At 70.2% G+C, this 15257-nt stretch carries 11 protein-coding genes and 1 tRNA gene; 8 read left to right on the forward strand and 4 right to left on the reverse strand.

What is annotated here, in order from left to right; translation table 11 throughout:
- On the forward strand, window positions 1-261 hold a 261-nt coding region (locus BN13_RS19700), incomplete at its 5' end, for a hypothetical protein (RefSeq protein WP_048547801.1).
- A gap of 57 nt (window positions 262-318) precedes the next feature.
- On the opposite strand, the gene BN13_RS13880 is transcribed toward BN13_RS19700, so the two are convergent.
- On the reverse strand, window positions 319-1173 hold the full coding sequence (locus tag BN13_RS13880; protein ID WP_048547803.1) for an ATP-binding cassette domain-containing protein: 855 nt from the start codon (window positions 1171-1173) through the stop codon (window positions 319-321).
- Window positions 1170-4250, reverse strand: a complete 3081-nt coding sequence (locus tag BN13_RS13885; RefSeq protein ID WP_048547805.1) for an FtsX-like permease family protein — start codon at window positions 4248-4250, stop codon at window positions 1170-1172. Before BN13_RS13885 ends, BN13_RS13880 begins: the two co-directional genes overlap by 4 nt.
- A 52-nt stretch (window positions 4251-4302) precedes the next feature.
- On the opposite strand from BN13_RS13885, the gene BN13_RS13890 reads away from it, so the two are divergent.
- Entirely contained in the window at window positions 4303-5010 is a 708-nt protein-coding gene (locus BN13_RS13890; RefSeq protein WP_201329099.1) for an ABC transporter ATP-binding protein, read from the forward strand.
- Between the two features lie 240 nt (window positions 5011-5250).
- Here the strand turns inward: BN13_RS13890 and BN13_RS13895 are convergent.
- Window positions 5251-5325 (reverse strand) — tRNA-Arg (locus BN13_RS13895).
- Between the two features lie 313 nt (window positions 5326-5638).
- On the opposite strand from BN13_RS13895, the gene BN13_RS13900 reads away from it, so the two are divergent.
- From BN13_RS13900 to rho, 6 genes are all read left to right on the forward strand, one after another.
- Window positions 5639-7285: an arginine--tRNA ligase gene (locus BN13_RS13900; protein ID WP_048547807.1), complete on the forward strand. Its 1647-nt coding sequence runs from the start codon at window positions 5639-5641 to the stop codon at window positions 7283-7285.
- Between the two features lie 3 nt (window positions 7286-7288).
- Window positions 7289-8725, forward strand: a complete 1437-nt coding sequence (lysA, locus tag BN13_RS13905; RefSeq protein WP_048547810.1) for a diaminopimelate decarboxylase — start codon at window positions 7289-7291, stop codon at window positions 8723-8725.
- Entirely contained in the window at window positions 8697-10055 is a 1359-nt protein-coding gene (locus BN13_RS13910; protein ID WP_407667871.1) for a homoserine dehydrogenase, read from the forward strand. The genes lysA and BN13_RS13910 overlap by 29 nt, the downstream gene beginning before the upstream one ends.
- 1 nt (window position 10056) lies before the next feature.
- Complete coding sequence (gene thrC, locus BN13_RS13915) at window positions 10057-11154, forward strand: threonine synthase (protein ID WP_048547813.1); 1098 nt, start codon at window positions 10057-10059, stop codon at window positions 11152-11154.
- Window positions 11151-12116 (forward strand): homoserine kinase, encoded by a 966-nt coding sequence (gene thrB / locus BN13_RS13920; RefSeq protein ID WP_235434054.1) that lies wholly within the window; start codon window positions 11151-11153, stop codon window positions 12114-12116. The genes thrC and thrB overlap by 4 nt, the downstream gene beginning before the upstream one ends.
- Before the next feature lie 306 nt (window positions 12117-12422).
- On the forward strand, window positions 12423-14534 hold the full coding sequence (gene rho, locus BN13_RS13925) for a transcription termination factor Rho (RefSeq protein WP_048547817.1): 2112 nt from the start codon (window positions 12423-12425) through the stop codon (window positions 14532-14534).
- Window positions 14535-14707: 173 nt separating this feature from the next.
- Here the strand turns inward: rho and BN13_RS13930 are convergent.
- Window positions 14708-15257 (reverse strand): GNAT family N-acetyltransferase (locus BN13_RS13930; protein WP_162199966.1); only part of this gene is annotated, 550 nt, incomplete at its 5' end.

Here is a 15257-nt window from a genome sequence, read left to right on the forward strand (position 1 = left end):
CAGTCGGCGACGGGGCAGGCGGCGACGGGGCAGTCGGCGACGGGGCAGACGGCGACGGGGCAGACGGGGACGGGCGAGGCTCGGACTCGGCAGGTGGGACTGGGTCAGGCGGGATCCGCCGCGCTCCCCGCCGTGCTCGGTGTTGCCGGATTCGGCATCCTTGCCGGTCTCGGCGGTATGGCCTTCGCGCTCAAGCGCCAGCTGAACACCTATCGCCGGCAGGAGGCGGCCGCGACCCAGGGGCCGGTTTCCGTGGCGTAGGACTCCCACGTCCTCCCCATGCAGAGCGCGTCGCCGAGTGCGGGACTCCTCGATCCGTCAGGGATCGGGGAGTTTCGCGCTGTGTGCCGTCTGCGGCACGATCAGGTAGCCGCCCTCCTGATCCTCGATCCGCACCAGGGTTCCCGGGGGCAGGGCGTTGCGGATGTGCCCAGGAAGGGGCAGGAAGCCGTCGGCCGTGATCACGGCATACTCCTCGCCGGAGCGGCCCTCGCCGCCGATCCGGCCGTCGCGGATGGTGATGGTGCGCGGTAGTCGCGCGGCGACCTCGGGGTCGTGGGTGACCACGACCACGGTCGTCCCAGCGGTGGCATTCGCCGCGAGTATCGCGGCCAGCACCTGCTCCCGGGCGACATGGTCGAGGGCGCTGGTGGGCTCGTCGGCCAATAACACGCCCGGGGCAGGCGCCAGGGCGACGGCGAGCGCGAGGAGTTGGAGTTGCCCTTGGGAGAGGCGAGCGAGGGGATCGTCCGCGAAACCCACTGCCCCGACCGAGGCGAGCACCTCGCCCACCTCGGGGACCGGCGTACCCAGGGCGCGGGCGCGCTCTTGGGCGAACGCGACATTCTGGCGGCCGGTCAGATAGGGGATGAGGTTGCGTCGCGCGCCCTGCAACATCAGCGAGGCGACCTGGGCCTGATAGGCATCGAGGTCCTTGGCGGGCAGTGTGGACAGCTCGCGCTCGCCGACATAGATCTTGCCGGCGCTGGGGCGAAACAGCCCGGCCAGGAGGGCGAGGAGGGTCGACTTGCCGGAGCCGGACGGACCGAGCAGCCCGACCACCTCACCCGCCGGGACTACCAGATCTACCCCGGACAGGGCGGCGACGTCGTGGCCCTCGGATCGATAGATGTGGACGAGGCCGGCGGTAGTGATGGGCTGGGCCGCACTCATACGGCATCCCGGAGTCGATCGAGTCGGGCGCGGCGCGCGGCCCATTGGGCAGAGAGCGCGGCCACGAGCGTGACGACCACGAGCGCGGCGCCGCCGGCGCTCAACGCGGCGCTCCAGGCGGTGCGCAGGTCGACCGGGAACGTCGGGGGCGGGGTCGGGAAGAGCGGGATCATCGGCAACGAGGCGGGGGCCGACCACAGCCCGGCCGCCGCGCCGAGCACGCCGCCAAATACGACCACCGGCACGCTTTCAAGGAGGGAGATCAGCAGCACGGACCGGGTGCTGACGCCCCCCATCCGCAGGGCGGCGTAGTCGCGGCTGCGTGCGCGCCACGACGCCGCGAGCAGCACGACGATGCCGAGCGCGGCAACGAGCAGGGCGATCGCCGCGACCGGGATGGACAGGGCCAGACTCCAGGCCGCACCGGTGCGCCCGTATGCCGTGGCCACCTCTCCCGGGTGGCGCACCGAACGGATCTCGATACCGCGGTCGGCCAAGGCGGTGCTGAGTTTGGCGAGGTCGGCGGGGTCGGTGGCTGCGGCATACACCTCGATGGTTGCGGACCCACGCCCCTGCCAGTGGGTGACCAGGAGGTTGTCGAGGTTGACCAGGGCCACCTTGGCCGATCCGCCGGGGGCAAACGGGATGCGATCGGCGGAGGTGAGCAAGACGTCGTCGCCGCTCATCAGCGCGCCGCCGATCGTGGCGGCGGTGTCGGCGGGCGTAGCCGCGGCGGTGGTCAGGGCCGGGACGGTGCCCGGGATCGAGGCGTGCGCGAGGAAGGTCTGGGCGCGGCCGTCGTTGGCGAGTTCAATGCGCAGCCCTCCACCCGCGGCCTGGCCGATGGCGATCGTGTCGGGATCGGCGGGTCCGCGCCACGAACCGGTCGTGCCCAACTCCACCGCCGCCTCGTCGACGCGCAGGTCGGTCAGGGTCAGGTTGGCGTGGAAGGGCGAAGCGTTCGGTGGCGCGACGAGGCCGATACCCGCGACGCGGCAACCGTTGCGGCAGGGGATCGACGCGGTGACATCTCGATCTGCCCCATCGGCCGATAGGTCGGCGACCGTGACGGGTTCAGTGCTGCCGGTGGAGTCGATGAGTTGCAGCGCGAGGGCGACCGAGGTCGGTAGTTGGGCGACATTGCCGCGCGTCGGCTCCAGCGACGAGAGGGCAACGTGGACACGTAGGCGGGTGCCGGTCAGGGTCAGCGGAGGCTCGGCCGGCGCCGTGAGGTGGTCCCACGCGATGGCCGCCGGATCCTGATCCGGCCACAGCGCAATCCTTTGGTATGCCGCGGGCTCCACCCCCATGGTCGTCGTCCCATTGGCGGTGGTCACCTGGGCCACGGTGGTCAGGGCCGTGCCGGTCGGGTCGAGTTCGCGGGTGGCCTTAGTCACCTTCTGAAGGTCCGCGTTGTTGACGAAAAGGACTGTGGGAGCGCCGGCTTCGACCTGAGCTCGACCGAGCCGGTTGCGGGCGCCCACCGCGACCACGTCGGCGGTCACGACGACCAGGCAGAGCGCGACCGTCACGATCGGGACGAGCCAGCGCGTCGTGCCGCGCCGACTCGCCTGCAGGAGCGCGGCAGCCGGGGTCGCGCGCCCGCCACGCAACAGTGCCCGGCCGAGCGCGGCGAAGGCGGCCGGGAGCAGGCGCGCGCCGAGCAGACCGACCGCGATCGCCAGCAGGATCGGCGCCGCCTGGCCGATCGGACCGCGCACCGAGCCGGTCGCCAGCGCCAAAAAGGCGGCACCGGATGCGGCCACGACCATCGCTTCCAGGACGCCGAGCGAGATGCCCGCCCGGCGCGCCGGGATGCTGCGCAGCAGGTCGGCGATGGGCTCGGTGGACAGCCGCCGCACCGAGAGCACGGCGAGGGCGAGCATCAGGAGGAGAGCCAGCCCCGCGGCATACACCGTGGTGAGAGGGAGTTCCGTCGGCGGGCGGCCTTCGAGCAGGAGTCGGCGGGCGAGGGCGGCGAGCCCGAGCGCGACGCCCAAGCCCAAGGGCGCCGCGAGGATGATCGGGGGTGCCGTCTCGGCGAGCAGGAGCCTCCGGGCGCCGCGTGGTCCTCGGCCGCGAAGTCGGGCGAGGGCCACCTCACCCCGGCGTTGATCAGCGGCGGCGACGAGGACCAGCCACAGGACGCAGCCGAGTAGCAGCGCGAGCTGAGCCATCAGGAGCGGGACGATCACGCGTACTTGCTCGCGGCCGGCCGCGACCTGCGCGGCGATCTCGGGGATGCCGGAGGTCACGTGAACGGCTTCGGCAGCGTGGGTGGCGGCGCGTTCCTTGCCCATCGGGAAGGTCGTGAATGCGGTGATCGTCGCGGCGAGGGGGGCGATCGAGTCGGCGTCCAGTGCGTCCGGCCGCAGGGGGAGGTCGAGGCCATGGTGCAGTTCGAGCCACTCGCCGCTGCCTTGGCGACTCTCGACGCGGGCGTCGAAGAACGCCGCGGGCGCCAGCATGGTGTCGAAGCCAGCATCGGATTCGGCTGTGCCGGTGAGGTTCTCACCGAACCAATAACGCCCGTCCCGCGGCTGGTAGATCCCAGCCACCCGCACCGTCGTGAACGGCGACGCCTCCAGTTGGCTCACGGCGCCGTCGAACTCGCCGATCGCGAGCTTGCTGCCGATCGGCTGGTTATAGACGCGGGCCTGATCGGCGCTGACGGCGATCTCGTCCTTCGCCGTGGGGCAGGCGCCCGCCGCGAAGGTGACGTGCTCACACATGCCGTCGCGCCACAGGACGCGACCCTCGGGCTCACCGCCGAACGGCAAGCGGCGGACGGTGAGTGACGTGCTGGCGATGGGTGGGCCGGACGCCGCAGCGAGCCGAGGCGGCAGCAGGCTGCGCAGGGCGTCGGGCCGCTGCGCGAGCATGGGCTCGCTCGAACTGAACGAGCTGATCCGCACGCCGGCGTCCTGCGGGGCGGCTGCCTCGACCAGCGCCGACACGCTGGCTTGGTCGACGGCGCGGGTGTAGAGCGGGGCGAAGGCGAGCGCCGCAGTCACCAGTGCCGAGAGCAGCAGGATCACGAGGGCCTGTGCCCACCGGAACCTCATCGCCGCCCGCATGGGGTGACGCTATCGAAGTCCTCCGACAGCCCTGACCGGCTAGCGTCTGGGCGTGGTCACCGATTCCGCGTATGCCGATTCAGGCCTCGAAGCGCTCCACTCACCCCGATCCGGTGGCTGGCTGGCCGGCGCGGGCTTGGTCGTCGAGCTCGGCGGTCGCCGGGTGCTGGATGACGTCTCGATCGACGTGGAACCGGGGCTGCTCACGGCCTTGACGGGGCCATCGGGTGCCGGGAAGTCGACGCTGTTGTGGGTGTTGGCCGGGGCTGCGCCGGCTAGCGGCGGATCGGTGACCCTGGACGGTGCCGCCGTGGGCGATCGGACGGTCGCTGCTCGGGCCGGGGTGGTGTTGGTCCCGCAGGGCAATGCGCTCGTCGCGGCGCTGACGGCGCAAGAGAATGTGTTGGTGCCCTTGGCCGCGAGCGGACTCTCGGCTGCGGAGTCCCGCGCGCGGGGCGAGTCGGCGCTGGCGGCGGTCGGTTTGTCGGAGGCCCGCACCCACTTGGTGGAGGAGTTGTCCGGCGGGCAGCAGCAACGCGTGGCAGTGGCGCGGGCCTTGGCCGCGGGACCCCGGGTGCTGCTTGCGGACGAGCCGACCAGCGACCTGGATGGCACGACGCGAGAAACGATCGTGGCGCTCCTGGCGGGCCAAGCGCGGGCCGGCGCCGCCGTGTTGATGGCCACCCACGACCCGTGGTGCGCCGAGCAGGCCGACGCCGAGTTCCACTTGGACGAGGGGCGCATCACGCGCATTCGCTGACCTTGAGGCGGCCGGTCGATCCGCCCGACGCCCCGATTGGTCGAGGGTTTGGGTGGCTTTCCGGCGCTATGCCTGGCAAACCCTCAGCCAGAAAGCCTCCCAAAGCGCCGGGTTGTGGGATTGGGCGGGAAACCGGCAGGGGGCCCGTCGGCGCCCTTATTCCATTCCGGGCGCCTGTCACTTCGCCGGAGTTACCAAAGGCCAGCCTCGCTCCGATGTCGCGACTGCTGGCCTTTTGGTTGGTGCCCCCGGCAGGATTCGAACCTGCGCTCCCGCCTCCGGAGGGCGGTGCTCTATCCCCTGAGCTACGGGGGCCAAAGTTGGCTTGGCGCCGGGGAGTGAGGTTAGCAGCCTGGGCGGCCCTGCCGTGAATCGGGCCCGATCCACGCCGTATGGCCGTGCCAAGCCAGTGGCCGGAAGGCCGGGGGTTCGCTGGCGTGCGCACAACACGCGACGGGCGGTGCCTCCTGCTGGGGATCGAACCTTTCCGGAGAACTCGGAGCCGGGTCCCCGGCGGATTTCTCGCGGACGCCGGTCGAAGTGGTGTTTCCCTGACACTCACCAGGCCCCGCCCGCCGCAGATGGAATGGTGGCGCGAGGCTGCCGCCCGGCTTCGTAGAATCGCCCGGTGACCCCCGAGCAACTGGCTGCCGCGATCCGCGCTGCCCTCACCGAACTCGTCGTCGCCGGCGAGCTCGTGGTCGAGGTGCCCGACGATCTGCGGGTCGAGCGCCCCCGCCAGGCCGGGCACGGGGACTGGTCCAGCAATGTCGCGATGCAACTGGCCAAGAAGGCCGGTATGCCGCCACGCGAGGTCGCGGCCAAGCTCGCCGCGAAGCTGCAAGCCGTCGACGGCATCGCCGCCGTCGAGGTCGCCGGGCCGGGCTTCCTCAATCTCACCCTGGACGCGGCCAGCGCCGGGGAACTCGCGCGGACCATCGTGGGGGCGGGCACGGCATACGGGCGCGGCACCAGTGAGGGGGGCCGCATGGTCAACCTCGAATACATCTCCGCCAACCCCACCGGTCCGCTGCACATCGGGCACACCCGGTGGGCGGCCCTCGGCGACGCCATGGTGCGGCTGCTGCGCGCCGCGGGCGCGCAGGTCGCGGCGGAGTATTACATCAATGACGCCGGCGGCCAGGTGGTCAAGCTCGGCGGCTCGGTGCTGGCCAAGCTGCGCGGCGAGCCCGCGCCGGAGGGCGGGTACGACGGGGAGTATGTCGAGGCGCTCGCCGAGGCGGTCCGCGCCGCGCACCCGGACATCCTCGACCTGCCAGCCGACGAGGCCCTTAATGCCGCCTGGGATGTCGCCTATCCGATCCAGCTCGCGCAGATCCAGGCCACCCTCGAGCGCTTCCACGTCGACTTCGATGTCTGGTTCTCCGAGCGCGCCCTGCACAATGCCGGCGCGGTCGAGCAGGCTGTCGCCCGGCTTCGCGAGCAGGGCCACGTCTTCGATAGCGAGGGCGCAATCTGGCTGCGCACTACCGCTTTCGGCGATGACAAGGATCGCGTGCTGATCCGCGCCAATGGCGTGCCGACCTATTTCGCCGCCGACGCGGCCTACTACCTGTCCAAGAAGGACCGCGGCTTCGACCAGAAGATCTACCTCCTCGGCGCCGACCACCACGGCTATATCAACCGGCTCAAGGCCATCGCCGCCTGCGCGGGGGACGACCCCGAGCACAACATCGAGGTCAAGATCGGCCAGCTCGTCAGCATCGCCGGCGAGCGCATGGGCAAGCGGCGCGGCAATGCCCTCTATATGGACGAGTTGATCGAGTGGATCGGCAGCGACGCCCTGCGCTACTCCCTCGCCCGCTATCCCGCCGACAGTCCGCTGTCGCTGGACGGCGAGGAGATGCGCCGGCAGACCAATGACAACCCGGTCTTCTATGTCCAGTACGCCCACGCCCGTACCTCCAATGTCGCGCGGCTGGCCGCCGAAGACGGCGTCCGCACCGAGGACGGATTCGACCCCTCGCTGCTGTCCGATCCGACTGAAGCCGCCCTGCTGGCGATCCTCGGCGACTATCCCCGAGTCGTCGCGCAGGCCGCCTCGCTCCTTGAGCCGCACCGTGTCGCACGCTACCTGGAGAACCTCGCCGCCCACTTCCACAAGTGGTACGACACCTGCCGGGTGCGTCCGATGAATGCCGACGAGCCGGTCACCGACCTGCACCGCACCCGCCTGTGGCTCAACGACGCCACGCGCGTCGTGCTCGCGAATGGCCTTGAACTGCTTGGCGTTTCAGCGCCCGAGCGGATGTAACCCATGCGCGCGCATGAGGCTGGTGTCCTCCACGCTGATGGCTATGGCGGGCCGCCGATCTACCTGCCGTATCCCGATGACGTCATGGCGCTCACGCCGGCCATCTGGAGCCAGTCGGTGCGCCGCCGCGAGGACGGCGCCCTGGAAGTCGGCGGGGTCGACGTCCGCGAGTTGGCCGCCGAGCACGGCACCGCGGCATACGTCCTGGACGAGGACGACTTCCGGACCCGCGCCCGCGCCTTTCGCGATGAGTATGCCGCGGCCTTCGATCGTCTCTGCGGCGGCGCCGACGTCTACTACGCCGGCAAGGCCTTCCTGTGCGCCGCAGTCGCCCGCTGGGTGATGGAGGAGGGGCTCAGCCTCGACGTCTGCACGGGCGGCGAACTCGCCGTGGCGCAGCGCGTCGGCTTCCCGGGTGAGCGAATCGGCTTCCACGGCAACAACAAAACGGTCGCCGAGCTGCGTCAGGCCCTCACCTATGGGGTGGGCCGGATCGTCGTGGATTCGTATGACGAGATCGACCGTGTCGTCGCCCTCGCCCGCGAACTCGGCGTCGTCGCGCCGGTCATGCTGCGCGTCACCGTCGGCGTCGAAGCGCACACACACGAGTTCATCGCGACCGGCCACGAGGACCAGAAGTTCGGCTTCTCGCTCGGCGGCGAGGTCGCGTTCAACGCCGCCCGCGAGATCCTGGCGCACCCCGCCGAGCTGCATTTCCTCGGCCTACACAGCCACATCGGCAGCCAGATCTTCGACACCTCCGGCTTCGACATGGCCGCCCAGCGCCTGGTCAAGCTGCACCAGCGGATCTGCGACGAATTGGGTTATGCCGCACCGGAAATCGACCTCGGCGGCGGCTACGGCATCGCCTACACCAGCCAGCACACGCCGCTGTCCGCGGCCGTCTTGGCCGACGAGATGGCGCATATCGTCGAGCACGCCTTCAAGGCCGCCGGCGACGGCTCGCTGGACGGCATACCCAAAGTCAGCATCGAGCCCGGGCGCGCGATTGTCGGGCCAGCGATGTTCACCCTCTATGAAGTCGGCACCGTGAAGCCGGTCGTCATCGGTGACGGCCAGATCCGCACCTACGTCAGCATCGACGGCGGCATGAGCGACAACGCCCGCCCCGCGCTCTATGACGCCGACTTCTCCGTCACCCTCGCCAGTCGCAATTCGACCGAGTCGCCGATCGTCGTGCGGGTCGTGGGCCGCCACTGCGAAGCCGGCGACATCGTCGTCCAGGACGAATGGCTGCCCGGCGATGTCCGGCCGGGCGACCTCCTAGCCGTCCCGGGCACCGGCGCCTACTGCCGCGCCCTGTCGAGCCAGTACAACCACACGCCCCGCCCGCCGGTCATCGCGGTGCACGGGGGGCGTTCTCGCGTCCTGATCCGGCGGGAGACAATCGATGACCTTCTCGGACTTGACCTCGGCTGATGAAAGCGACGCGATGAACGACCACAAACCCCTCCGCGTAGCGCTGCTCGGCTGCGGCGTCGTCGGCTCGGCGGTCGCCCGCCGACTCGTCGAGCACGCGGACGACCTCACCGCGCGCGTCGGCGTGCCGTTGGAGATCGTCGGTATCGCAGTGCGGCGAGCCGGCCGGGATCGCAGTGACGTGCCGGTCGATCCGAGCCTCTTCACCACCGAGGCCGCCGACCTCGTCACCCGAGCCGATATCGTCGTCGAGACGGTCGGTGGCATCGACCCGGCCCGCGAATTGCTCCTCTCCGCGATGGCCCACGGCGCCTCCGTCGTCACCGCCAACAAGGCGCTCCTCGCCGAGGACGGACCCACGCTGTATGCCGCGGCCGACGCCGCCGGGGTCGACCTCTACTACGAGGCCGCCGTCGCCGGGGCGATCCCGCTGCTGCGCCCCATCCGCGAGTCCCTGGCCGGGGACGACGTCCGCAAGATCCTCGGAATCGTCAACGGCACAACGAATTTCGTCCTCGACAAAATGGACAGCACCGGCGCCGGCTTCGCCGAGACCGTCGCCCAGGCACAGGCCCTGGGGTATGCCGAGGCCGACCCCACCGCCGACGTCGAGGGCTTCGACGCGGCCGCCAAGGCGGCCATCCTCGCCTCGCTCGCCTTCCACACCCGGGTGGCCGGCCGCGACGTCCACCGCGAAGGCATCACCGAGGTGACGGCGAGCGATATCGCGGCCGCCAAGGAGATGGACTGCGTCGTGAAGTTGCTCGCCATCGCCGAGAAGGCGAGCACGGACGACGGTGAGGGCATCAGCGTCCGCGTCCACCCGGTGATGATCCCGCGGAGCCACCCGCTCGCCTCGGTGCGGGACGCCTTCAACGCCGTCTTCGTCGAGGCCAGCGCCGCCGGCCAGCTGATGTTCTACGGTCGCGGCGCCGGCGGCGATCCGACTGCCTCCGCCGTCCTCGGTGATCTCGTCGCGGTCGCCCGGCACAAGGTGAACGGATCGCGCGGGCCGGGGGAATCGGCATACGCCGATCTGCCCGTCTTGGACTTCGGCCAGTCGTGGACGCGGTATCACATCAGCCTCGACGTCGAGGATCGCCCCGGCGTCCTCGCCCAGGTCGCGACCGCCTTCGCCTCCCACGACGTCTCCATCGAGACGGTCCGCCAGCGGGTGGTCACGGATCCCGACTCCGGCGGCCCGCGCGCGGAACTCGTCGTCGTCACTCACCGGGCCACCGAGGCCGCCCTCAATGCCACCGTCGAGACCCTGTCCGAGTTGGACAGCGTCGCCGATGTCGTATCCGTCATGCGTGTGGAAGGAGCCTGACATGGCCCATCAGTGGCGCGGTGTCATCCGGGAGTATGCCGAGCGCCTCCCGACCCTGGCCGGAGCCCCGGTCATCACCCTTCACGAAGGCGGGACGCCGCTGATCGAGGCCGAGAAGCTCTCGGCACGTGTCGGCGCGCGGGTGTTCATCAAGTACGAAGGCCTCAACCCGACCGGCTCCTTCAAGGACCGCGGCATGACGACGGCCATCTCGGTGGCCGCGCGCAATGGCGCGAAAGCCGTGATCTGCGCGAGCACGGGCAATACGAGTGCCAGCGCCGCGGCATACGCCACCAAGGCGGGGATGACCTGCGCCGTCCTCGTTCCCGAGGGCAAGATCGCGATGGGCAAGCTCAGCCAGGCGATCGCCCACGGCGCCACGCTGCTGCAGGTCGAAGGCAATTTCGACGACTGTCTGGAGATCGCGCGCAAACTGGGCGAGGCCTATCCGGTCGACCTCGTCAACTCGGTCAACCCCGCCCGCATCGAGGGCCAGAAGACCGCGTCGTTCGAGATCGTGGACGCTCTCGGGGATGCGCCGGACATCCACTGCCTGCCCGTCGGTAACGCCGGCAACATCACGGCCTATTGGAAGGGCTATCGCGAATACGTTGCGGGACATGGCATTTCCGGCGTCCCCGACGGCCCGGCGACCAAGCGACCGCAGATGTGGGGCTTCCAAGCGGCCGGCTCCGCACCGATTGTGCTCGGCCATCCGGTCGACCAGCCCGAGACCATCGCGACCGCTATCCGCATCGGCAATCCGGCGTCCTGGACGCAGGCGGAGGAGGCCCGCGACACCTCCGGCGGGCGGATCGAGGCCGTCACCGACGAGCAGATCCTTGCGGCGCACCGGTTGCTGTCCAGCACCGAAGGCATCTTCGTCGAGCCGGCCTCCGCGGCCAGCGTCGCCGGCCTGCTGCAGGTCCACGCGGCGGGGGGCGTGCCCGCCGACGCGACGATCGTGTGCACGGTGACAGGACATGGCCTGAAGGATCCCGACTGGGCTCTCAATGGAGTCGACGGCGAGCGGATCGTGCCCACGCGGGTCCCCGTCGACGCCGTCAGCGCGGCGGTCGCCTTGGGCCTCGAGGGGTGACTCCCGCCGGTATGCCGTGGCGGCCGGGACAGCGCGTCAGCGTCAGCGTCCCGGCCAGCAGCGCCAACCTCGGCCCCGGATTCGACTGTGTCGGAGTGGGTTTGGAGCTGCGCGACCAGTGTGAGGTGACGGTTTCGGCGACGCCCGGAGTGCGCGTCGCCGCGGATGGCGAAGGAGCCGGCTCCGTCCCCACTGACGCCAGGCACCTGGTGGCCCGATCGTTCTTGCGCGCGTGCGAGGTGCTCGGGGTCCCGGCCCCGAGTGGTCTGGAACTGCGCTGTCAGAACGTCGTTCCCCACGGCCGGGGACTCGGATCGTCGGCGACGGCGATCGTGACCGGGGTCGGCGCGGCATACGCCCTGTTGTCAGTGGCCACCACAGGTCGGCCGGACGTGGACCACTACGCCGTCAACGACCTGGCCGCTGCCCGGGAGGGGCACCCGGACAATTCCTCGGCGAGTGTCTTCGGGCAGATGACGCTGAGTTGGCTCGCGGACGATCAGGATCCGGCCGCACGGGTGCAGCGGACGACCACTGTGCGGTTGACGCCACATCCGTCGATCACCCCGGTCGTGTTCGTGCCGGAGGTGCAGTTGAGCACGGCCACCGCGCGATCCGTTCTGCCATCGCAGGTTCGCCTCGGCGACGCGGCCGCCAACTCGGCGCGCGTCGGCCTGCTGGTTCACGCGATGACGGCGGCACCGGAGTTGCTCGTGCCAGCGACCCGTGACTACCTCCACCAGGAACCCCGCCGGAGTTCGTATGCCGCGTCGATGGCCCTCGTCGACGAGTTGCGTGCCGCCGGGGTCGCCGCGACGATCTCGGGCGCCGGACCATCGGTGCTCGCGCTCGCGGTGGGTGACGGTGCGGTGGTCGCCGCGGCCAAGGCGCCAGCCGGCTGGCGAGTTCTCACCCCGGGGTTCGCGTCGCTCGGATTGCGGGTTGAGGAGTCGAGCGCCTAATACGCGGGCGTGTCAACGTTTTTTGCCGCAACGGGACGCAGGAGGAATAGTCGGGCGCGGCGCACAGTTGAGCTTGCGTAATGCGGTGATACAGTGACACCGCAATCGCGAATTCAGTCTGGCCTTTAGCCCTGAGAGTGCGATCCGCATCCCCGAAGCTCATCTTCCCCGCCGCGGGCACACCAGTGGTGCGCGCCCGGACGAGACGCGAGGGGAGCTTCCTCATGGCGCCGACATCGTTCGGCCGCAACACAATCAACAGCCGCGGATGTCTCCGCCGCTGGCAACGAGGGGAAAGGGTCCTTCGTGACCGACACCACCACGCTCGATTCCGCAACCACGGCGGACGAGAAGCCGCGCCGATCCGGCGCCCTGACGGCTATGCGCCTGGCTGAGCTTCAAGGACTTGCCAGCAGCATGGGCATCTCCGGCACGGCCAAGATGCGCAAGGGCGACCTCATCGACGTGATCCGGGCGCAACAGTCCGGCGCCGGCATGGCCGGCTCGGGCGCCGCCGCGCCCACCAAGACCACCGGCAGCCGACGCGCCGTCCGCGCCGACGGTGCCCCGCAACGCGAGGCCCCCGAGCCCAGCGCCGCTCCTCAGTCGGAGGCACGCCAGCAGAGCGACGGTCAGCAGGCCGGCGCGCAGAGTGACGCGGGCGACCGCTCAAGCGAGGGTCGCCGCGAGCACACCGCCGGGCGTGCGCGCCAGGAACGCGACAACTCGCGCGAGGGCGCGGACGAGGCGACTCAGGCCGGCGCCGACGCCCGCGAGGGTGTCGACGGCGGGTCTCGCCGCCGGGACGGCCGCCAGGGCTACCAGCGCGGGCAGAACCGCGACCAGCAGCGCGACAACGGCGATGCCGGTCAGCGCGGTGAAGGCCGCGAGCCGCAGAACCGTGACGGACAGCAGAACCGCGACCAGCAGGGTCGTGATGGTCAGCAGGGCCGTGACGGCCAGAGCCGCGACGCTCAGCAGAACCTTGACCAGCAGAACCGTGACGGCCAAGGCCGCGAGGGTCAGCAGGCTCGCGAAGGTCAGCAGTACCGTGACCAGCAGAACCGCGACGGCCAGGAACGGGACGGGCAGCAGCGCCAGAACCGCTATGACGACGAGGACGGCGGCAACCGCCGCAGCCGCAACCGCAACCGTGGGCGCAACCGCGACAAGCGTCGCACTCCCGGCGGCCGCCCCGACGGCGCGGAGTTCGAGCAGGAGCCCCAAGTGGCCGAGGATGACGTCCTGACGCCCTGCGCCGGCATCCTCGACATCCTCGACAACTACGCCTTCGTGCGCACCACCGGCTACCTTCCCGGGGCCAACGACGTTTACGTGCCGCTCGGCATGGTCAAGCGGCACGGGCTGCGCAAGGGTGACGCCGTCACCGGTGCGGTCAAGACGCCGCGCGATGGCGAAGAGGGCGGCCAGACGGTCCAGATGGGCCGCAACCAGCGCCAGAAGTTCAACCCGCTGGTTCGCCTCGACACCGTCAACGGGATGACCCCCGAGCAGGCCCGCCAGCGGCCGGAGTTCGGCAAGCTCACCCCGCTCTATCCGCAGGAGCGCCTGCGCCTAGAGACCGAGCCCAACCAGTTGACCAACCGGATCATCGACCTCGTCGCCCCGATCGGCAAGGGCCAGCGTGGTCTGATCGTCAGCCCGCCGAAGGCCGGCAAGACCCTCATCCTGCAGGCGATCGCCAACGCGATCACCACCAACAACCCCGAGGCTCACCTCATGGTCGTGCTCGTCGACGAGCGCCCCGAAGAGGTCACCGACATGCAGCGCACGGTCAAGGGTGAGGTCATCGCTTCGACCTTCGACCGGCCGGCCGACGACCACACGACCGTCGCCGAGCTGGCGATCGAGCGCGCCAAGCGCCTGGTCGAGCTCGGCCACGACGTCGTCGTGCTGCTCGACTCGATCACGCGACTGGGACGGGCATACAACTTGGCTGCGCCCGCGAGCGGACGCATCCTCTCCGGTGGTGTCGACTCCTCGGCGCTCTATCCGCCCAAGCGCTTCTTCGGCGCCGCGCGCAATATCGAGAACGGCGGCTCGCTCACCATCCTCGCGACGGCGCTCGTCGAGACCGGCTCCAAGATGGACGAGGTCATCTTCGAGGAGTTCAAGGGCACCGGCAATATGGAGTTGCGCCTCTCGCGCCAGCTCGCCGACCGCCGGATCTTCCCCGCCGTCGACGTCAACCCGTCGGGCACCCGCCGCGAGGAAATCCTGCTCGCGCCGGAGGAGCTGAAGATCATGTGGAAGCTGCGCCGCGTGCTCTCCGCCCTCGACCCCCAACAGGGCATCGAGTTGCTGCTCGACCGGCTCAAGAAGACCAAGAGCAACTACGAGTTCTTGGTCCAGGTCCAGCAGACCAGCTCGATCAAGCTGGGCGACGAGGACGACTGATCCACGCGGCTAATCCACTCCGCGCGTGAGGCTTTCCCGACGCGGTGAGGCTTTCCTGACGCGGTGAGGCGTTATAACCCCTCACCGCGTCAGAAAAGCCTCACTAACTGGACGGAAAGCCTCACGAGCCCGCGGAAAGCCTCACCAACCCGCACAAAGCCTCACCACCAGCGTCAGGCGTCACCCCGCGGGATCGCCACCCGCAGGTGCGCGACCGGGTGGTCGGCAAAGCCGTGCGCGGCATACCGCCGACGGCCCTCGGCTGTGGCGAACAGTTCCACCGACGTCACGGCCGTCTCCTCGCGGAACCACGCCATCACCGCGTCCACGCAGGCCTGCCCCAGCCCGGTCATCCGGTACTCGGGGAAGGTCGCCACATTGCCCAACATCCCCACCAGTCCGTCGGGGTTGCCGGGGGACGGGGGCCGCTCGACGACCTCACCGATGGCGCACGCCACGGCCGACCCGTTCACCTCCGCGATCGTGATGTTCACCCGCTCATTCCCCAGGTTCACCTGCAACCAGCGGCGCGCATTCGCCTGCCAGGCATTCGCCGACACGGCCTCGGTGCTTGCCCCCATCGCCGTGAACATCAGCGCGCGCAGCGCCAACAGGGGCGCCAGGTCCCGACTCGTGGCGCGCCGAATCACCACGCCCGGACGAGCCGGCTCCTCGACCGCTGTCTCCGGAGCGGCCGTCTCCCGCCGCAGCCGCCGGGGCAGC

It is taken from the genome of Nostocoides jenkinsii Ben 74 (assembly GCF_001046875.1).
GTDB classification, from domain to species: domain Bacteria; phylum Actinomycetota; class Actinomycetes; order Actinomycetales; family Dermatophilaceae; genus Nostocoides_A; species Nostocoides_A jenkinsii.

Coding starts and splice junctions, on each gene's coding strand:
- BN13_RS13880 (WP_048547803.1), bottom strand. CDS start 1,173: ATGAGTGCGGCCCAGCCCATCACTACCGCCGGCCTCGTCCACATCTAT.
- BN13_RS13885 (WP_048547805.1), bottom strand. CDS start 4,250: ATGCGGGCGGCGATGAGGTTCCGGTGGGCACAGGCCCTCGTGATCCTG.
- lysA (WP_048547810.1), top strand. CDS start 7,289: ATGCGCGCGCATGAGGCTGGTGTCCTCCACGCTGATGGCTATGGCGGG.
- BN13_RS13910 (WP_407667871.1), top strand. CDS start 8,697: ATGACCTTCTCGGACTTGACCTCGGCTGATGAAAGCGACGCGATGAAC.
- thrC (WP_048547813.1), top strand. CDS start 10,057: ATGGCCCATCAGTGGCGCGGTGTCATCCGGGAGTATGCCGAGCGCCTC.